General features: G+C 52.5%; 18 protein-coding genes. 5 read left to right on the top strand and 13 right to left on the bottom strand.

The genetic code is table 11. The features are described from left to right. Nucleotides 1–65 precede the first annotated feature (65 nt). From J2I46_RS14930 to J2I46_RS14910, 5 genes are all read right to left on the bottom strand, one after another. A complete protein-coding gene (locus J2I46_RS14930; protein WP_207329846.1) occupies nucleotides 66–2,147 on the bottom strand; it encodes a glycoside hydrolase family 97 protein in 2,082 nt (693 codons plus the stop codon). A 255-nt stretch (nucleotides 2,148–2,402) separates the two neighbouring features. Next, nucleotides 2,403–5,084 (bottom strand): substrate-binding domain-containing protein, encoded by a 2,682-nt coding sequence (locus tag J2I46_RS14925; RefSeq protein WP_229379800.1) that lies wholly within the window; start codon nucleotides 5,082–5,084, stop codon nucleotides 2,403–2,405. A gap of 310 nt (nucleotides 5,085–5,394) precedes the next feature. After that, complete coding sequence (locus J2I46_RS14920; RefSeq protein ID WP_207329844.1) at nucleotides 5,395–6,333, bottom strand: 3-oxoacyl-ACP synthase III family protein; 939 nt, start codon at nucleotides 6,331–6,333, stop codon at nucleotides 5,395–5,397. 268 nt (nucleotides 6,334–6,601) lie between these two features. After that, a complete protein-coding gene (locus tag J2I46_RS14915) occupies nucleotides 6,602–7,744 on the bottom strand; it encodes a glycosyltransferase (protein ID WP_207329843.1) in 1,143 nt (380 codons plus the stop codon). A 55-nt stretch (nucleotides 7,745–7,799) separates the two neighbouring features. Beyond that, nucleotides 7,800–8,897, bottom strand: a complete 1,098-nt coding sequence (locus tag J2I46_RS14910; protein WP_207329842.1) for a hypothetical protein — start codon at nucleotides 8,895–8,897, stop codon at nucleotides 7,800–7,802. Nucleotides 8,898–9,107: 210 nt separating this feature from the next. On the opposite strand from J2I46_RS14910, the gene J2I46_RS14905 reads away from it, so the two are divergent. Both J2I46_RS14905 and J2I46_RS14900 read left to right on the top strand, forming a co-directional pair. Continuing rightward, on the top strand, nucleotides 9,108–9,848 hold the full coding sequence (locus tag J2I46_RS14905) for a 3-keto-disaccharide hydrolase (protein WP_374758093.1): 741 nt from the start codon (nucleotides 9,108–9,110) through the stop codon (nucleotides 9,846–9,848). A 163-nt stretch (nucleotides 9,849–10,011) separates the two neighbouring features. Continuing rightward, complete coding sequence (locus tag J2I46_RS14900; protein WP_229379768.1) at nucleotides 10,012–11,568, top strand: T9SS type B sorting domain-containing protein; 1,557 nt, start codon at nucleotides 10,012–10,014, stop codon at nucleotides 11,566–11,568. A 6-nt stretch (nucleotides 11,569–11,574) separates the two neighbouring features. On the opposite strand, the gene J2I46_RS14895 is transcribed toward J2I46_RS14900, so the two are convergent. Together J2I46_RS14895 and msrB are read right to left on the bottom strand one after the other, a co-directional pair. Beyond that, entirely contained in the window at nucleotides 11,575–13,347 is a 1,773-nt protein-coding gene (locus J2I46_RS14895; protein WP_207329840.1) for an ABC transporter ATP-binding protein, read from the bottom strand. A gap of 116 nt (nucleotides 13,348–13,463) precedes the next feature. Continuing rightward, complete coding sequence (msrB, locus tag J2I46_RS14890) at nucleotides 13,464–13,970, bottom strand: peptide-methionine (R)-S-oxide reductase MsrB (RefSeq protein ID WP_207329839.1); 507 nt, start codon at nucleotides 13,968–13,970, stop codon at nucleotides 13,464–13,466. An 83-nt stretch (nucleotides 13,971–14,053) separates the two neighbouring features. Between msrB and J2I46_RS14885 the strand changes: the two genes are divergently transcribed. Next, nucleotides 14,054–14,449 (top strand): RidA family protein, encoded by a 396-nt coding sequence (locus tag J2I46_RS14885; protein ID WP_207329838.1) that lies wholly within the window; start codon nucleotides 14,054–14,056, stop codon nucleotides 14,447–14,449. Between the two features lie 4 nt (nucleotides 14,450–14,453). Further along, a complete protein-coding gene (locus J2I46_RS14880) occupies nucleotides 14,454–14,969 on the top strand; it encodes a DinB family protein (protein WP_207329837.1) in 516 nt (171 codons plus the stop codon). Here J2I46_RS14880 and J2I46_RS14875 read toward each other — a convergent pair. From J2I46_RS14875 to J2I46_RS14860, 4 genes are read right to left on the bottom strand one after another with little or no spacing between them, the layout of a single operon-like run. Then, nucleotides 14,966–15,586, bottom strand: coding sequence for a DUF4142 domain-containing protein (locus J2I46_RS14875; protein ID WP_207329836.1), 621 nt, complete (start codon nucleotides 15,584–15,586; stop codon nucleotides 14,966–14,968). The two genes, J2I46_RS14880 and J2I46_RS14875, sit on opposite strands and share 4 nt — an antisense overlap. A gap of 60 nt (nucleotides 15,587–15,646) precedes the next feature. Next, entirely contained in the window at nucleotides 15,647–16,537 is an 891-nt protein-coding gene (locus tag J2I46_RS14870) for a flavin reductase family protein (RefSeq protein ID WP_207329835.1), read from the bottom strand. 51 nt (nucleotides 16,538–16,588) lie between these two features. Continuing rightward, complete coding sequence (locus tag J2I46_RS14865; protein WP_207329834.1) at nucleotides 16,589–17,266, bottom strand: hypothetical protein; 678 nt, start codon at nucleotides 17,264–17,266, stop codon at nucleotides 16,589–16,591. Then, a complete protein-coding gene (locus J2I46_RS14860) occupies nucleotides 17,263–17,796 on the bottom strand; it encodes a hypothetical protein (protein ID WP_207329833.1) in 534 nt (177 codons plus the stop codon). Before J2I46_RS14860 ends, J2I46_RS14865 begins: the two co-directional genes overlap by 4 nt. Before the next feature lie 141 nt (nucleotides 17,797–17,937). Between J2I46_RS14860 and J2I46_RS14855 the strand changes: the two genes are divergently transcribed. Further along, complete coding sequence (locus J2I46_RS14855; RefSeq protein WP_207329832.1) at nucleotides 17,938–18,639, top strand: 3-keto-disaccharide hydrolase; 702 nt, start codon at nucleotides 17,938–17,940, stop codon at nucleotides 18,637–18,639. A gap of 98 nt (nucleotides 18,640–18,737) precedes the next feature. Here J2I46_RS14855 and J2I46_RS14850 read toward each other — a convergent pair whose 3' ends face one another. Continuing rightward, the gene (locus tag J2I46_RS14850; protein ID WP_207329831.1) at nucleotides 18,738–19,592 is read right to left on the bottom strand and encodes a TlpA family protein disulfide reductase; all 855 of its coding nucleotides are present in this window, start codon (nucleotides 19,590–19,592) and stop codon (nucleotides 18,738–18,740) included. A 19-nt stretch (nucleotides 19,593–19,611) separates the two neighbouring features. After that, on the bottom strand, nucleotides 19,612–19,968 hold the full coding sequence (locus J2I46_RS33510; RefSeq protein WP_374758092.1) for a DUF1573 domain-containing protein: 357 nt from the start codon (nucleotides 19,966–19,968) through the stop codon (nucleotides 19,612–19,614). Nucleotides 19,969–20,020 lie beyond the last annotated feature (52 nt).

The following is a 20,020-nucleotide window of genomic DNA, read 5'->3' as shown; positions in this document are numbered from 1 at the left end:
ATTGTCACCCTGAGCCTGTCGAAGGGCCTACAGCGCGAAGCAACTACACTAGAGCATAAGTTAACTCACAGCTGCGTCAGTTGAATGGCAAAGCCGCCGCCGTTAGCCAGGCGTAGGTTGAGTTTTGTCTTGCTGGTAACGCGCTTCTTTTCGATGGTGTATGCTTCCGGGTTTTCGTGCCAGTCGGCGTTGTCGGCATCGCGGTAGATCGTGGCTTCGTAGGTTTTGCCGGGTTCCAGAAAGTCTAATGAGAGCGGCAACGTCCGGCTGTTTTCGTCGGTAATGGCACCAACAAACCAGCTGTCTTTGCCTTTCGTTTTGCGGGCAATCATCAGGTAGTCGCCGGGTTCGGCAGCCAGCACTTGGCTATCGTCCCAATCCACCGGTACGTCGCGGATGAACTGGAAAGCGTCCATGTGTTTCTCATAGTTTTCGGGCAAATCAGCCACCATCTGCAGCGGGCTGTAGAGGGTGATGTACAAGGCCAGTTGTTTGGCCAGCGTGGTTCTTACGCGTTGCGTGCGGCTGCTATCGAACTGGTTTAGCTGAAACCGGAACAGGCCGGGCGTGAAATCCATGGGGCCGCCGAGCATCCGGGTGAAGGGCAAAATGGTCGTGTGCTCGGGCGTGATGCCCAGCGTGGGGGCATTGTTGAACTCGCTTCCCCGTGCGGCTTCGCTGGCCATCCAGTTCGGGTACGTCCGGTGAAGACCGGTTGGGTGTGCCGACTCGTGCGAATCGACCATGAGTTTATATTTCGCGGCTCTTTCGGCCACCCGCTGGTAATGGTTCACCATCCACTGACTGTCGTGATGTTCGCCTCTTGGAATGATCCGGCCAACGTACCCAGTCTTCACGGTATTAATGCCTTTATCGACCATGTATTGAAAAGCGGCATCCATCCGGCGTTCATAGTTTGTCACCGAGCCCGACGTTTCGTGGTGCATGATCAGCTTGATCCCTTTTTTCTGGGCGTAGGCCGTCAGCGAATCAATGTTGTAATCGGAATAGGGCGTTACGAAATCGAATACCTCTTCTTTCCAGTTGCCGAACCAGTCTTCCCAGCCTTCGTTCCACCCTTCGACCAATAGCCCGTCGAACCCATTTTTCGCGGAGAAGTCGATGTATTTCTTTACGTTTTGCGTGTTGGCAGCGTGTTTGCCAAGGGCTTTGGCCCAGTTGCCTTTGCCAATATGCATTTCCCACCAGACACCCATGAATTTTTGCGGCTTTATCCACGACGGATCGGCAATGGTCGACGGCTCATTCAGGTTCAGGATCAGTTTTGACCCGACGATATCTGTAGCCTTGTCGCTGACGATGATTGTCCGCCAGGGCGTTTTTGATGGTGTTTGCAGATAGGCCTTGTTCCCGACGGCATCGGGCGTCAGTTGTGCTTGTAGCCTCAGTGTCTTCTTATCGAGTTGCAGGTGCATGATGGGGTAATTCAGCACGGCCGCTTCGTAGAGGCTGATATACAGGCCATCGGTCGTTTTAAACAGCAGCGGCGTTTGAATGGCATTATCGCCGATTACCGACTGGAGCGCGATGTCTTTCTCTTTCCTGATCGCCGCCAGCGCTGCTACCTCGCTCAGTTTAGTGGTGTTGTACAGGTATTCGTTGGAATCATAATCGCCCGGCATCCAGAACGTCCGATGATCGGCCGACAGCCTGAATTGGGTCAACTCATCGGCTACGACAAAATGGCTGAGATTAGGTTGCGTGGGAAATTCGTACCGGAAACCCACACCGTCGTTGAATACCCGGAAACGTACCTGCATCTGGATGCCCGACCCCGACTGATCGGCAAGCGTTACGCGCAACTCCTTGCAGTGGTTCCTGATCTGGCTGGCTTCGCCCCAAACGGGTTTCCAGGTCTCGTCGATGGTCGCCGAATCAATGGCTGCAATGGTGAACCGGGTCAACGATACCTGCGGCTTACTGAGCGCAAACCCAAGCGTAGATGGCTCAATGACCTTCTTTCCTTTGTAGGTAACCCGGTAGGCGACTTGCCCGGCTGGTGTGTTGCTCACCGATAGAACAACAGCTTTGTCGGGTGAGGAAATCGTAGTGGTCGTCTGGGCAGAGGTTCGGTTGCTTTGCCAGCAAAGGGAAAGGGTCAGGAGGAAGGAGAGTGTTGCTTTCATAGGTTTACATAGGTTGGTAATTGGGGAGTAAAGTAAGTGCGTTGTGGTTTAGCAAATTGATTGGCTGACCCTCATCGTGAATTAGCAGCACCATTGTTATTCCGACGGAAGAAGGGATCGTAGCGTTCCCTCTGATAGCACTTGGCACTTCTGAATAGAACGTCACGATCTCTCCTGACGTGGGGATGACAAAAGCGCTGCCCGAGTACCTGCTTTATGCTGTACACAACTTGAAACCATACCAATGCACATCAACTACGCCTTCACCGACGACTTTCGGTAGTCAGAGGGCGTTTTCTGAGTGTGCTGTTTGAAGAACGTGGTAAAGTAAGCGGCCGAATTGAAGCCTGTTTCGTCGGCGATTTCAGCCATCGGCTTGGTGGTTTCGCGAAGCAGGTGTTTGGCGCGTTTCAATCGTACGTCGGTCAGGTAATCCATCACATTCATGTTGAGTAACGCCTGTACTTTGCGGTAAAGTTGTACTCGCGAAAGCCCCATGTCGCGGCTTAACTTTTCGACGCCGAACGCCGGGTCGCCCAGGTTCTGTTCTATCAGCGCGGTTAGCTCGTTCAGGAACTTCTTGTCCTGCCGGTTGCCGCCCCCCGACTGAGACAGAAAATCGGAAGCGTAGCGCCGTTGCCACTTCTCACGATTAGTCAGCGTAGTCCGAATCGTTTCGAGCAGGTATTGGGTATTGAACGGCTTCGTAATGTACGCGTCGGCTCCAACCCGGGTTCCTTCTATCCGCTGTTCCATCTGGCCCTGAGCCGTCAATAAAATTACCGGAATGTGCGAGGTGCGCAGGTCGGCTTTAACGCGCTGAGTGAGTTGCAGGCCAGTCATGCCCGGCAGCATAACGTCACTGACGATTAGGTCGGGAATGACATCGAGGATTCGTTCCCAACCTTTCTCCGCCGATGCTTCGGCAATGATCTCAAACTCGTTGCTCAGGCGGGTGCTTAGAAATGCACGCAGGTCATCATTATCCTCAATGACCAGCAACGTACCCAGCTGTTTGGCTGGCTTGCTGTCAGTCGCATCGATATCGTCATCATCCAGGTCGATCAGCGATTGCTGGCGGGTGGGTGAGCCATTCATTTCACTGGGTGATAAGTGCTTGTTCCCCAACGGTAGCAAAATGGTGAACGTGGTGCCTTTGTCTTTCTCCGACTGGACGTTTATGTCGCCCTGGTGCAGCTGAATGAATTCCATCGACAGGGCCAGCCCAAGGCCTTTTGAGAGGTTAAACGGTCTACTGCCGCTGAAAAAGAGATCGAAGGCGTGGGCTTGTTCATCGGGCGTCATACCCTCGCCATTGTCGGTCACCTGAATCTGCACCTGCTCGTCGATCACACTAAGCCGAACGTGAATTAGCCCACCGCCGGGCGTGTACTTGAAAGCATTCGACAGTAAGTTGACAATAACTTTATCCAGCTTTTCACTGTCGAACCAGACGGGCAAGGTTTGTTGAGCCGGTATGAATTGCAGGTCGATCCGGCGTTTTTTGGCTTTGGGCAGGAAGTCCTGAACGATATCCCGGATGAACGCAATCAGGTCCTGTTCGGCCGTGTGCAGGCGTTGTTTTCCGGCATCAGTCTTACGCAGGTCCAGCATCTGATCAACCAGTCGAAGCAGGCGATAGGCGTTTTTCTGTATCAGCAGCAAGTTGTTTTTCAACTCGGAGGGGTTAACTGTCTTTTTCTGAAGCAGCTCTTCCGTAGGTGTTAAAATCAGGCTCAGCGGGGTATTGAACTCATGCGAGATATACGAATAGAACCGGAGTTTTTCTTCGGTTGCCAGCCGTGCCTGCGCCGATACGATCTCAATCTGATTTTTCTGGTCCAGAATCTCCTGATTCTGTCGCTCAAGGGTCTGGTAAGCAATCTGTTTGGAGCGGTACAGGTAAAGCGCCCAACCGCCCAACAGCATAACGATCAGCAGACTAGCCAGGGTGAAATAGAGCGTATTTTTTTGGTTACTATAAATCTGGTTCAGGTCGTTGATGCGCCGTTGCTGCTTCTCAATATCGACCTGCTGCTCTACCACCTTTTCATTCTGAAACTTCATAATGCGCACATTGGCCGAATCGATGAGCGTAATGGGCAACTTGTTTTCCCGTTTGAATGGCTGCTTCTTCAGAATGGCCATGGCGGTGCGAATGGCTTCTTTGCCGCCCGTTGGGTACAAAACCGTCGCGCTCAGAATGCCCCGATCAACCAGGTCGATGCCTTCATTCTGCCCCGGCAGGCCATCAACACCGATAATCTTGACCTGCTTCTCCAGCCCTAATCCGCGGCAAACCTTATAGGCTTTCAGGGCTGTGCGGTCATTCTGCGCAAAGATGAGCTGTATGGTCGGTTTTGCGGTTAGCAAACTGGTCAGTCTGTCTGCAAACGATCGCTTATCCCAGTCACCTTCGAGCTTGGTAATCAGCCGGATACCTGGGTGGACGCCGATTGCTTCCATGAACCCCCGATGCCGGTCTATATCGGCAGAGGACCCCGGCGACTCGCCAATCTCTACCACGTTACCTGTTCCCTGAAGCAACTGATTCGCATATACGCCGGCCGTGCGCCCTACGTCCACATTGTCAGCGCCAACGTAGGCGGTATATTGGTCAGAATCGGTTCGGCGGTCGAGAATAACGACTGGAATACCCTGCTGATAAGCTTTTTCAACAATGGGCGTGATGGGGCGCGCCGCGTTTGGTGATACGATCAGAAGATCAACTTTCTGGTCGATAAGTTCTTGTATTTGCCGGGCTTGTCGTTCGCTCTGGCCACCAGCATCTTTAACAATGAAGTCGACATCGGGATAAAACGAGAGCTCGCGGTTCATGCCGGCCCGCATCGTTTTGCGCCAGGTATCGGCCTCGGTGCGCTGCGAAAAACCGATTCGGTACGCCTTTCCCGAATTTGTTTGCCGGCAGCCACCCATGAACACGCAGAGTAGCACAAACAGGCAATAACGTAGTTGTCTTTGCTCTGGGGCGAGCTTATGCAGGTACGTTAAGCTGTGACTGGCAAACCCGGCAGGAAGGCTGTTCATGAAAGGGAACGGTATCTCTTGTGCTGCCTAAATATAATTTATAATAAACTAACTATAAGACTATATAGGGAGGGTTGGCAGATGTAGAGCGTCAACAAGACGCACCAGTTACCAAAAATCGGGTTATTACTGGCGCGAAGCGTTTGGCTAATCGACAGCAATAACCCGATTCTACAACTGGCTGATCCAGACCATCTTTTTAAACCTCAATCAGCATGGCACCGTAGGAATAACCGCCACCAAAGACAGTTACAACGATACGTTCTCCCTTTTTGAAGGAGTCCCAGTGTTCGGAGAGGGCGATGGCGCAACCGGCACAGCCTGTATTGCCGAGGTACTGAATATTAGAGAGTAACTTCTCTTCGGGAAGACCAAGCGTCTGCATTACGTTTCGGCTAATACGCAAATTGGCCTGGTGCGGTAATACGTAATCGACATCGGCCGCCGTAAGGCCGTGGCGCTCCAGAATCTGAAGGCTGGCTTTGGGCATATAGATGCAGGCATTCTGGAATACATCGCGGCCGTAGGGCATGATTACCCCTTTGACCAGGGGTTGTAACACCACGGCTTCAACGGCTTTACCCGCATGAGCCGCGCCCCCCGTCAGCAGGCCTTTGATTGTAAGATCGCCCTCAGACTGGCGTTCTTTGGTAATCAGCAAGGCCGCTGCGCCGTCGCCCCAAAGGTGGCCCGAGACCGTATCTTCTTCATTGTAATAGGCCGTGTTGTGCTCTGCAACGACCACCAGCGCGCGGCTGGCTTTATTCAGGGCAAAATACCCCTCAACAATTTCAATGGCATTAAGTAACGATGAACAGGCCGACGACACAGAAACGGTTGGAATGTCGGCTATATTGAGGTGATGCTGTATGGCGTGAGCCAGCGTTACAATGGTATCGTGAGGCGTATACGTGGCACCAACAATCAGGTCAACGGTCGAGAGATCGGTTTTCGCCTGTAAGCGAGACACGACTTCGATCGACATAGTATTGGTATTCTCCTCGGGGCTCGCCTTACGGCGTTCACTAATACCCGTGCGGGTAGTGATCCACTCGTCAGAAAGTCCGTTGAGCTGTGTAAAGTGGTCATTGCCGACTATTTGCTCGGGCAAATAGTGGCTGACTGCGTGAATAAACATGTGCCGGTTAACTTGGCTTCGAAGACAACAACTGAAAATATCCCGAAAGTTAAAATCTTCCTGGAAGACGTAGTAGATATAATGAGTATAATGTAAAAATAACTAAAAATAGTGCAGTATGTTCGAGCGAATGGCCACACCAAACGGGTTTGTATACATTTCTGAATGGGTTTGTCTGTCTGCTTTTTTAGGCAATGGGTCATCTGGCATCACAGCGGCAGAGGGCTGGTCAACCTACGTATTAGCTGTTTAGGCAGATTGATTATCGTTACACTTGTGCCAGGGCAATTGTAGGATGTGGCACTTGTAACACCTGCCTGTAGAACGCCAGTAGTTTGGTTGCTTCGGTAGCCCAGTTATACTGTTGGATTACGGCGTTGCGGCCGCGCTTGCCCATTTCCTCAGCTTCGTCCGGGTTATTGATCAGGTACGTTAGCGCCCGGGCAACGGCATCGGCGTCGTATGGGTCAACGCAGAAACCGCAACGATGGTGTTCAACTACATCTTTATAGAGTGGAAAGTCGGCCGTAATGACGGGTAACCCGAGTGCCATGTACTCAAAGAGCTTGGTTGTATATGACTCAGGATAATCGCCAATGGGTTTTAACAGGGCCAGCCCCGCTATTACCCCTGCGGCATTGTGCAGGGCCACTCGCTGGTCTGCATAACCGTGAAAGTGGAGTTGAGAACGTACCTGCTGATAATCGGCGTTCGCTTCCAGCGTTTTCTGCGAGAATGTCTGTCGGCCAAAGAGATGCACAAAAAAATCAATGTGATTGGCTTTCAGTCTGGAAAAAGCGGCCAGCAGCGTATCAACGGCGCGTTCCATGCTAAGCCAGCCGATGTAGAAGAACGTTGGTGGCTGTTTCCGGGGTAAATACGGCTTGCGGAAAGGCTCAAGCAGCGGTAACGATGCGTAGTTGTAAATGACAGCCGATGGCTTACGCAGGTTGGTATACGTTGTCAGGTAGCCGTGTTCGGTGAAGATGCAGTAGCAGTACCGGCGGGCTAGCTGGTCGAGCAGGGAAAATGCTTTTTCCAGCAGCCAGCCCCGGTTTTTCGTTTTTAAATGCAGTTTCTTGAACAGGTTTTCCTGTACTTCATAGATTAATCTGGCCCCTCTTAGCCGGAACAGAAACGCAAACGGGATAAACTCAGGTACGTAGAAGTGGACCACATCGGGCCGAAGTCGCCAGCATCGCCAGATGATGAGCGGGCAGGTGATCAGAATGCGCCGCATAACGCTCTCATAATACGGCAGACGAATGAACTGAACGGTAGGCGCAACCGCTGGGTCGGCGTCTGGAATGGCGCACCAAACCTCGTAGTCGGCCGTCAGCGTTGGGCATTGTTTATAAACAATACGCGGGTCGTGGGGTCGGTGGGCCGTGGTGACGTGTAATACTCGCAAGGTTAGTAGGCTTCGCTGTCATTGATGATCTATGGCAGCGAAGCGTAATGACGTTTCACTTGAGCCCAAAAGTACGTAACTCCGAATCAAGCCGGTTATTCCAGCGGGCCTGTACGCCCTGGTTAATGCCGTGGGCAGTTTCGTCGTCATATTGCTGTTGCCGTAAACTCAGCGCACGGTACATCTCAATGTACTGATACTGAATGTTGCTGTTGTAATCATTGAGCGACAGACTATCAGGATTAACCCGCTTCCTGAAATCTTCCATAGCCAGCCGCGCAATGTCGAAATGGCGTTGCTCGTGATTCAGGGCGTAGTCGTTGTGGCCAATGGCTTTTACCCACGACTGGCTTTTGAGCATGAACACCTTCAGCTTCAGTTTCACGTCTATGCTTCCTTTCTCAACATCGCTATGGCCCTCATACGCTACGCCGGGCATAATCTGAGCAGCATAGCGGCTGGTAGTGGGCGGAATAGCCCGGAAATCGTCCCAGGTGAGCGGTCGGGCAGGATCATAAAAAACGGTGTCGCTACTGGCCGGTGTGCGCGTGGTGATGTTGTTGAAGGTAACTGAGATCTTACTGGCCAGTACAGGTACGTTGTCTGACTCTTTATTTATGAAATTATTCAGGAAACGAAGGCCTTCGTTTACGCTTTGCCGAATCACTTTTTCAATGACCTGCGTTTGCCCCGGCGGGCGCTGATACCGCGCATTCCCCTGATAGGTCACGAGCGAAAGCTGCTCATCTTCACGTTTCACATCAAATGCCAGCGATAGGTTCAGCCGACCATTGATCATGCCTTTCGGACCCGCCGTTTCAGTGAGGTTACCCACCGTTATACGCAGCACAATGGGCCGAAGCGACCGGTTCTGTTTCAAACTTCGTGAAATGTATTTGTAAATAGCGGGGCCCGTGCCGCCATCCAGATCAACCGGTACAGTAGGCTTATCGGGACGGATAATCAGGCTGGCAAAGGCTTCGCGCTGCTGGCGTTTGTCCTGCACGCTTTCGATGTAATAGCCCGTTGGGGTAAACGGTAAGGTTTCGGGTTGAAGCGCAATAACTGCATCGCCAGCCAGATTGGCAGGCCCGAAGCCTGTTGCCAATAGAAAGAAGAAAGAAAACGGCACCAGCCGGAGAAATAGCTTCATTGTTACGGTGAGGCCGAAGCTCCATCTTCGCCCCTGCCTGTTAAACACGAAAACCGGGCCAAACGTGCTGGTTGTAGAAGGGGCAGCTGAGGGGCAATTTGAGTAGCAAGCGGGCGCACACTGGTTTGTTCTCTGATTGGTAACCAGCGCTTTTAGGCCTGGCATACCCCATGTCGTTTTTATCCGGTTTTTTTACCTCAATCAACTATGTTGACCCGATCAATTGCTTTTAGCCTGCTCGTAAGTATTGCCTTCACCGGGTTGCAGGCGCAACCGCTCAATGCATTGTCGGCGCAGGAAAAGAAAGAGGGGTGGAAACTGCTCTTCAATGGGCAGAACACCGCAGGCTGGCACAAGTATGGTGCACCAGGAACTAAAGTTGGCTCGTCGTGGCAGATTGATCAGGGCGCATTGCATCTGAACGTACCTACCCGGGCGGGAAATAAGGCCCCCGACGGCGGCGATCTGGTTACAGACGCACCGATATCCGGCGATTTCGAATTTAAAGCCGAATGGAAAGTCGACAAGTTTACCAATAGCGGCATTTTCTTCTTTGTGCAGGAGCAGCCTCAATTCAAGAACGTCTACGATACCGGCCTGGAACTTCAGATCGAAGACGATGCCATTCTGGCCGGTGTTGGCGAAGACAAGCAGCAGGGCCACCGGGCGGGCGATTTCTTCAATCTGGCGGTGGCCCGAGTGCGCGAAGTTGAACCCGTTGGCGGTTGGAACAAGGTGCATTTTATCCTGAAAAAGAACCGACTGACGGTCTCGCTCAACGGCTATAGCATTCAGGAACATGAGCTGACCAGCGCCGACTGGAAAAAACTGGTAGCTGCCAGCAAGCTCAAAGATTCGCCCATGAGCAAAGGGAAATTCAGCGGTCGAATTGGCCTGCAGGATTGGGGCAGCAGCGTCTGGTTTCGGAACATAAAGATCCGTCAACTGTAGCCGGGTCGACCGCTAGCCGAAAAGCATTGGTTCTTACATCAGTGACAGCGTATTCGCCTTGCGTACTTACCGGCTTTATGCCTGATTTTGCGTAGCTTTAGCAAGCTCATATCAGTTTAGGCGTCAAGTGTTTAGCGCGTATTCAACTGCCTGGGTGGCTCTGATGACACTGCTAACAAACCTGTACCACATCGTGTGTTCAGAACTCCGTTTCTGGCTGCCGACCTGTGTCCTGGTATTTGCCGGCGGTGTAGCTATGGGGCAGGAACTAATTCCCAATGGGAGCTTCGAAAAATACCAGAACTGCCCCCGGCAGGATAATCTGCTGGAAGAGGCCGTGCCCTGGTATAACCCCAACCTGGCAACCCCCGACTTCTATAATCAGTGTTTCCCGACCAATCAGATCGAAGTGCCGCCACGCACCGGCGTTGGGCTGGCCCGGCTGTTTCTGGATCAGGGCTGGGCCGAATACCTGGCAACGCCGCTTACCAAACCACTCGAAGCCGCCAAATGCTATTACTTCGAGATGTACGTCAGTTCCCGCAACCCGAACCAGTATATCGCCGGTACGATAGGCGCGCATTTCTCGAACCAGCCGCTGACCTCAACGGCCAAAAGCCTGTTATTTGCCAAACCGCAGGTGCTCGATGCCCAAGCCTCGACGGTATCGGGGTCGTTCAAATGGGACAAGATAAGCGGCACGTTTGAAGCTAAAGGTGGCGAACGGTTCGTGACAATTGGTAGCTTCAACAAGCTACCCGCCATGCTGGCGTTCTATTACGTTTTCATCGACGACGTATCGCTGGTGCCGATCGAACTGAACCTGGGAAACGATACGACGCTCTGCGGCCGTAAAAGCACGTACCTGCTGAACGCCAAAACGCCCGGCGCCACCGATTATCGCTGGAACGACGGCAACACCTCACCAACGTACCTGGTCACCAAACCCGGCAAATACTGGGTAACCGTAACCACGCCCTGCAAAATACTGAGCGACACCATCGTGGTTGATTATGCCCTGAACTTTACCCTGGGGAGAGACACAACGCTTTGCAACGCGCAGTCGCTTACGCTCAGAGGCCCCGCCAACGCCCCAAACTACCGCTGGCAGGATGGCTCCGGTCAGCCCAGCTTTCAGGTGGCGCAGAACGGAACGTATAGCCTGCGCATCAGTCAGGCGGGTTGTGTGGTTACCGACACCATTCGGGTCAGCTTTATCAAGCCGCCACAACTGGACCTGGGGCCAAACAGGGAACTGTGCGGGGCCGAGGTATACACCATCAAACCCATGTTTGCCGAAGGTACATTCGCCTGGCAGGATGCCTTTCCGCAAACCGAACGAACCGTTGGCCGCTCAGGTACGTATCTGGCCACGGTGACCAACGCCTGCACCACCATACGCGACTCGATCGATATCGACTACGGAGAGTGCGGCTGCGTGGTGTACACACCCGACCTGTTTACCCCCAACGCCGATGGCCTGAACGACCTGTTTCAGCCGATTGCCTGTGGTGATATCACCCTCAAATCGCTATCAATCTTCAACCGCTGGGGCGAACTGATCTTCCATACCCAAACCGCCCCATTTCAATGGGACGGTTTTGTCAACGGCTCCGTTTGCATGGGCGGTGTCTACGCCTGGCAGATCGACTATGAATTACAGCAACGCGAGAAAATAAGCCAGAAGCAAAAGCAGGGACGGTTGATTGTGGCTTATTGAACGTACCTATACCGCCATCATGGCCTTGCGCTCGCCGATCTGCTGACGCCACATGGCGTAATACAGACCTTTGTGTTCCAGCAGTTCGTTGTGGCCACCCTGTTCTACGACGTGCCCTTTTTCGAGCACGAAGATCCGGTCGGCGTGGAGGATTGTACTGAGGCGGTGAGCAATCAGGATGGTCATCCGTTGGCGTGATTGCGACAGTTCACGAACTGTATTGGTAATTTCTTCTTCCGTCAGCGAGTCGAGAGCCGAAGTGGCTTCGTCGAATACCAGCAGCGCGGGCTGGCGTAACAGGGAGCGGGCAATGCTCAGGCGTTGTTTTTCACCACCCGATACCTTCACGCCGCCTTCACCAATTACCGTGTCAAGGCCTTGCGGGGCGCGGGCCAGCAGCGAATCAGCCGCAGCCTGGTGCAGCGCTTTCAGACAGTCATCGTCGGTGGCGTTGGGGGCCACGAATTTCAGGTTTTCGCGGATGGTACCGGCAAACAGTTGCGTGTCCTGCGTTACGAAGCCGATCTGCTCGCGGAGTTCGTCGAGATTGATGTTGGAGCCGGGAATGCTATTGTACAGAATCTGTCCCGACATGGGTTGGTACAAACCAACCAGCAGCTTCACCAGCGTGGTTTTTCCTGAACCCGATGGCCCGACAAACGCGATGGTTTCGCCCACTTTCAGGTCGAACGAAATGCCTGCCAGCGCAGGTACGTTGGCCGAAAGGTGTTTGAACCGTACGTCGTCAAACGCCAGTTGTTCGATGCGGTGAATAGGCTGCGGGTGTTCGGGTTTCTTGTCGCGGGGCGTGTCGAGAATACGCTGGAAATTGGCCAGTGATGCCTCCGTTTCGCGGTATACGTTGATGATGTTGCCCAGTTCCTGCAACGGGCCGAAAATGGCGAAGGAATAGATGAACAGCGAGAAGAATTCGCCCACCGTAATTTTGCCCTGCACCACCAGAAACAGCATCAGCAGCATAATGGCGTTGCGCAGCAGGTTCACGAACGTTCCCTGCACAAACGACAGCGACCGGATATAGCGGACCTTTTTCAGCTCCAGCTTCAGAATTTTGGTGGTAGTGCCGTTCAGCCGTTCGGTTTCCTGTTGGGCCAGACCCAGGCTTTTCACCAACTCAATGTTGCGCAGGCTTTCGGTGGTTGACCCCGCCAGGGCCGTAGTTTCGGCCACGATGTTCTTCTGAACGACCTTGATCTTCTTGCTCAGCAAGGAGCTTACGAAACCGAGCAGCGGGATGGTCAGGAAATAGGCGGGAGCAATAGGCCAGTAAACCGTGGTGGCATACCACATCACGAATACGATGCCGACGATCGACGTAAACAGGACGTTCACGAACGATTGAATTAGCTTTTCGACATCGGCCCGCACCTTTTGCAGAATGCCGAGCGTTTCGCCCGACCGTTGATCTTCAAACACCTGGTAAGGCAGTTCGAGCGAGTGGCGCAGGCCATCCGTGTACAGTTGCGCGCCCATGCGCTGCGTGATCACGTTGACGTAGTAATCCTGAAAATTCTTGGCAATCCGGCTGACCATAGCCACGCCGAGGGCCTGGAGAATCAGCAGACCGGCACCATCGCTCAGGAAGCCCCAGAAGTCGGTTCCTTTCAGGATCGTGCCTGATTTGACCACATATTGGTCAATGATCTTACGAAAAATATAGGGGTCGAGCAGCGAGAAAATCTGGTTGATCGAGGCCAGCACAAGGGCCAGCGCCAACAAACCCCAATACTGACGCAGGTACGTGTATAGTAACTTCATAAATGATTGATTGGTGGATTGAGAGGGAGGGGCAGTCAGCAGCGACTACCTGTCTGGTAAACCACCAAACGAAAAAAATAGTGGCAGCTTATCAGTATCATCACGTTACTGATAGTCTACTTTGTCTCAAATGCCATCGCCACGCCGTTCATACAGTAGCGCAGGCCGGTAGGGGCGGGGCCGTCGGTGAATACATGGCCCAGGTGCCCATCGCAAACGGCGCACCGAACTTCCGTGCGGCTTCCGTCGGCTTCGGTATAGATGGCGTTGGTTACTATCGGTGCGTAAAAACTGGGCCAGCCCGTGTTCGATTCAAACTTCGTGGCTGATGAAAACAGCGGATTACGGCAACCCGCGCACACGAACGTACCTGGCCGGTGTTCGTGCACAAGCGGGCTACTGCCGGGCCATTCAGTGTCGCTTCCCCGCAAAACGTTGTATTGGGCGCGCGTCAGGTTTATTTTCCAGTCATCATCTGATTTCTCAACGCGCCGATTGTTGGGCGAGGTAGCACCTGCCGGGCGACGATGTGGCGGTTTGGGTATAGCAACGTATCGGCCATACGCCCACAAACCGATGGCTATCCCTATTGCCAATACTAAAAAGAGACGGTTCGAATTCATCGCGGAAAGGTCATTATACGTAGCGAATGATGACGCAGCGTTTATATTTGGCTAACCAACTGACTCGTCGACGAGTTGCCCTGATGAAATTTATCCAAGCTACGAAGGTCGCCCCGGCGGGTGGTCATTATTCTCCCGCTGTTGTTCATAACGGCCTCGTCTACGTCTCCGGTATTTTGCCCGTAACGCCCAACGGTGACAAACTGAGCGATGCGCCGCTGGCTTTACAGGTTGAAACGGTTTTTTATAACCTGCGGGCCGTTTTGCTGGCGTCGGGCAGTGCACCCGACCAGGTAATTCAGGTACGTATCTACGTAACCGACGTGAATGACTGGGGCGATGTAAACCGTCTGTACGCCGCCTTTTTTGGTGATCACAAACCCGCGCGTGCTGTAGTACCTGTACCGGCACTGCATTACGGGCTGAAGATTGAGGTGGAAGCTATCGCGGCTGTATTGCCCACGAAGCAGGTCGTATAGGACTATGAAAATTGCTGATTTGCACACTTTAATGGCCAGCGAAGCGGCAGACTTCAGTTGGTTTGCTGCACCATTAACAGAAAGCGAATTTGCGAACCGGCCCAATGGCCGCTGGTCGGTGGGCGATACCACGCAACACCTCTTTTTATCGGCGAGGCCGGTACTTCGGTTGATGACTGGCCCGCGTGAGGTATTTGCGCAATGGGGTTACGCCAAAGGCCCTTCACGAACCTACGAGGCTATACAGGAAATGTATAAGCAGGTGCTTGGAGAGGGGATAAAAGCGCCCGCAAATTTGTCGCCACGAACCGACGACGTACCTGCGGATAAAGCCACTATGCTGGCCAGACTCGCTGATACGTGCCTGGCGCTTGCCGAGCAACTGACCGGCTGGTCAGAGGAAGAGTTGGACCGGTACCAGATTCCGCACCCGGCATTGGGGCTGATCTCGGTCCGGGAAATGCTGTACTTCGTTAAAATCCATACCCGGCACCACATGGCTGTGCTGGCGGCCTATTAATTCAATACGTTAGACAACTGCTTGATGGCGTCTTCCTGCGATTCGAGCGACTTCCGGGTCTTCTTGCCGTAGGCCTGTACTGCTTCGGTTGTTCCGTTATCGTCAAGATCATCCGCTACACTGGCCGACTTTTTCGATACTTTCCCCAACTCATCCAAATATTTCAGATCAAACTCGGTGCCGCTTTTCACACTCTTCAAATCGGCCAGACGATCCTGTCCTTCCGACGACAGCGAGGCAGGCAACTGCAGACCGAGCGATCGGGCTAGTTGCATCAGTTCATTGTCGGCCTGCCGGTTACCGTCGAGCACCTGCCGGGCGTAGTTTTTAACCTGCGGATTGGTAGCCCGTTGCAGGGCTACCTCGCTCAGGCTGCGGGCAGTAATGTTCATGCCAGCCAGATCAACCATCTTCTCGGCCATGTTCATGGCGTCTTTCTTGGCATCGCTGCTTATCGCCGCCGACTGACTTTCGATTTTCTTCTTGTTCGCCTCATCTACTTTATCGGTGCTGTCTTTAGCGCAACTCGACATAAGTGCCAGAATGCTGATGGCCATTAAGAGCAGGCCCACCGTGCCAATGCCAATCAGGCCGGAACGGGTTGTTGAATTATTCATGGTTGTTCATCACGTTGTTGTACGTCAGGAACACTACGAAAAACCTACTTGTTTGGAAGACTATTTAGTGGTTACCAGCAACAGTGAAAGCCACGCTTCACGTACGTTATTGCCGGCCAACAGCTGATGGGCACGATGGTGCATTACATCGGGCAAATACTGGCAACCGGTGCGGGCTTCGCTGGCGAGTTCCTGCAGTGCCGGAGTTTCTCCATATGCCCGTACTTCATCATCAGCAGGCAACGCTTCTAAACTGGCCAATTTGCCTAAGTCATTGCCGGTCAAAATGTTACTATTCCGGAGCGGGGCGGGTAGTGCATCATAGCCAATGCCTGCTTTGGGGCGGGCAACCTCAAATAACGCTTCGCCATTGGCGCGAACATACCAGTCGGCTCCCATCCGGCCTATCAGGTCAATCCTGCGGGGGTCGATCAGGCCTTTATCGGTGAAAATATCATCCCGGAAATGACCAACCAGCACTTCGGCCAGTACCAACGTACCTGCGCCGGGGTTAGCACCCGTAGGAATGATCTGCCGCACGACGCACTCAAACGCGGCGGGTGCCTCAGCTACACGCGGCGGACGTACCTGACTCGATGGGACTTCGGTAAAACCGGCTTTCTGAAACTCGTTCACGTGTCGGTCGTATTCCGCGCTCGACAGCGACATCTGCTCAACCATGTTATAGTTGACAATGTTGATCACTACCTCGCCCGTTTCTTCCAGATTCAACAGCGTATGCTTCTTATGCCCGTTACGGTTCAGGTTGGGCGACAGCATCAGCATGGGCGGGTTAGACCCAACCACATTGAAGAAACTGTACGGACTGAGGTTGACGTGACCTTCCAGACTGATGGTGCTGGCAAAAGCGATGGGGCGCGGACCGACGGCTCCGATCAGATACCGATAAAATTCAAGTTGTGGCAGGCTGTTGGCGGCAATGGTTTTCATGATTTCGTAAACGCCAGTCGCTGCCGGAAAGTTACCAATCGTGATTGGTGCCTACAGCCGAAAAACCAGATTGGCCTGTAAGCTACCGCCCAGGCTCACCTGTTTTTCGCTTAGCCAGTCGAGGCCGGAAAGATGAGGAGTGCGCAGGTTGGTTGTAACGCCCATCAAGGTAGCCCGCAACGCCATACGTAGCGATAGTCGGCTGCTGAATGGGATAGCTGCACCGACATGCCCCTCGCCGCCAATGGCTATCCCGCCCCGTTGGCCGATTGACTCCTGATAATCGCCGAAGGTGGGGCCGTAGAACACGAAAGATGCCTGTCCCAGCCAGCCCGATACAATGCCGCCGTAGCCCAGAATCAGGCCTCGTCGAGTGTGTTCAATGCCGGCCCGCACATGTATGCCGCTACCAGCCTGGTAAATATTTCGCTGTAAAATGCCCCCGTAGGCAACGTACCCGGCATTGATATACACGGACTGCCCCCGACCAGTTAGGCTCTTGTTGGGAAGATAGACCGTCACTGATACCGGATAAGCATACGTAGCGGGTGAATCGTGCTTACCGGCCGAATGAATAAACCAGACAGCCTGATACAGGTCCAGACCAATACTGGGGCGGAGCGTCGCGGCTCGTTTGGCAATGGCATCTGAATACAGCGGGATCGAATCCTGAGCTTGCCCGACCGCAGAAAGTAGAAGACATCCAAGAACGAATAAACTGGTTTTCATGGCCACCTGAGGGTTACATTGATACCTGTGTTGGTGGCCATACCTCCGTTGAGCGAGATGATCTGGTAAGGAACCGTTCGGGTAAAAAAGACCGACGTAACCTCCCCAATCGTGGATTGAACGATACTGGTGTTGGAAATAGGGCCGGAATTGGCAGGCTGCAGGGGCATAAGATTGATGATGTAGCCACAGTCAACATCTTCATACGTAAATACACGCTGATAATTGACCGTCACCGTATCGCGGCGTGCCCCGCTGCTCAGTTCATACCGTGATTGGTTGGTGTTCAGGTTCACCGGCAGTTGTACCTGCAACGAGGTAGCTACCTGCGATGACGTGTAACCGTATGGTAGCGTAATGGCCGGTGCATCCGGGCGGGCATTTAACGCACGTATACGGCTGATCATTAACGGACTCTTACTCTGAAGATTGAGTTGGAGAACGGGCTCGCCGGATGGGCCGCAGTTTTTCCGGCATCCGGTTACCAGCCCAATTAACATGATAAATGCTGGAAAAAAATAATTTTTCATGCCCGTTGAGGGTAACGACGATTCAGACTGTCTGCTTCGATTCCAACGTAACAAAAAGGGTTGGAAGCGGTACAAATTGTCTATCGTGTGGCTGTATAGGAGGTTTTATATATTGCAGCCTTTTACCGAAAATTCGTTGCCATGAAAAAACCATTTTTCTATACCGGCCTGGTACTACTGGGCACCGCCGCGCTGACGGCCTTCCTGCCTAAACCCAAATGGACGAGCCTGTTCGACGGAAAAACCATTACGGGTTGGCACAGCTACCATAAAACAGGGATCGTAGGCTGGTCTGTTGAAGACGGTACCATGACCTCCGATGGGTCGGGTGGTGATCTGGTGTCTGACAAAGAGTACGAAAACTTTGATCTGGAGTTTGAGTTCAAACTTCCCAAAGGCAGCAATAGCGGCGTTATCTACAAAGTGCAGGATAGCCCCGACATTGCCAGTACGTATATGTCGGGTCCTGAATACCAGGTGATCGATGACCGGGGATACGAGTGGTTTGATAATGCCGGTAAGCGCCTCTCGCTGGCAAATACGCAGCTAACGGGCGCCGCCTATGACATGTATGAACCCACCGACAAAAATCAGATCAAACCGATTGGCGACTGGAACAAAGGCCGGATTGTGGTGAACAATAACCACGTCGAACACTTTTTAAATGGAAAGAAAGTGGTTGATTACCAGTATGGTAGTGAAGACTGGAAAGCGAAACTGGCCAAAAGTAAGTTCAGCAAATGGCCTTATGCTACCCCCCACGCCAAAGGTAACATTGCGCTCCAGTGCCATAGCCCCAAAGAGAAGGTATGGTACCGGAACGTTCGGATAAAAGAATTATAGAGCAGCGTTCAAGGCATATAAAAGGGTCTGATTCGGTAACCGGTTGGTTAATGAATCAGACCCTTTTATATGCCTTGAACGCTGCTTGAGCCTGGTAACTACTGGTAATCAGCTAGCTCGCGAAGGGGTGTTTCAATATTGTCGATCAGCCCTCTGTAGATAATCCGTTGCGAGGGGTCCAGAATAATAACTGTGGGGTAGGAATCAACCTTGAAGAGCGAAGTAAGTGATTTGTTGGCTGCCAGTAATACCGGGAAGGTATAGCCGTCGTCTTTTATAACCCGAGCCGCCTGCCCCGGCGCATCGCGCGAGAGCGGAACATTGACAGCGAAGAACTTAACCTTTGAGTTGTTCTTGTACCGTGTGTGGTACTGCTCTAACTGGGGAAATTTCTTGAAACAGACCGTGCAGCTTGTGTTCCAGAAATCGAGCACCACGTAATGTCCCTTCATCGACGACGACGAAATTGTTTGTCCGTTGGCCGTGACGAGCGAGAAAGGCGGAATCGGTTCGTCAACAGCTCCGGTAAACGTACCGTAAAAGGCTTTATTGGCCCAGAAACTATAACCAGAGGTAGTGATCCAGAGCGAAGCAATAGCGAAGAACGAAATAAAGGCTGCTTTCCTGGCAGTGCTAGCATAGGTCAGAAAAATGCCCGCACAGATGCCCGTGAGGTGAGCCGCCGAGCTTGGCAGCGCGTATAGGGTCTCGAGGAAATGCAGGCTATGTAGTGGAACAAACAGAAGCAGAACAGGTAGGGTAATGGCGCCAATGGCCTTGAGTCTGCTGGCCGCATCCGGCGCGCTTCTGAGTAAATAAAAGGTGAAGCAGCAATAAACCAGGTTGACAATACTGAATTTGATCGGGTGCCCCCCCAATTCATCCATTCCTAATGGAACGAGACAGATGGTCAGGAGCAGGGATGAAGTGGCAATAAGCAGGTATTTTTTCATGATGAAGATACGTCTAATGCTACTTATTTATGTCCACTTTCAGTCTAACTGAATGTATAAAAGGTTTCTTATTTAGCTTGATAACCACATTTTTATAGAGAACGCCGAGAAACTTTCCTTCGAATTTACTGCTGTAAGTAGCATTTATCGTGCCGGTTTGCTGTGGCCTTAATTCCGTTGGATAAGTATTTATCGTAATGCATTCGCAGCTTCCTTTTATATCCAGGATCTTCAGAGTTTCGTCGGTCGGATTGACTAGCGGAATAGTAAAGTTTGCCGTGTCGCCAATGGTAAACGCACCTAAATCAATGTTGTCCCTAGCCACTATTTCGGTTTGCTCCGAAACGGAATGACAACTGCTAAATCCAATACACATCAGCAAACAGCCGACGTAATAACGTGCGCTCAACAAGTTCATGATGCGTATT

The sequence above is a fragment of the Fibrella forsythiae genome, from assembly GCF_017353175.1.
Taxonomy (GTDB): Bacteria; Bacteroidota; Bacteroidia; order Cytophagales; family Spirosomataceae; genus Fibrella; species Fibrella forsythiae.
The sequence above is the reverse complement of the archived record's forward strand: the minus strand, read 5'-3'. Positions and strand labels throughout refer to the sequence as shown.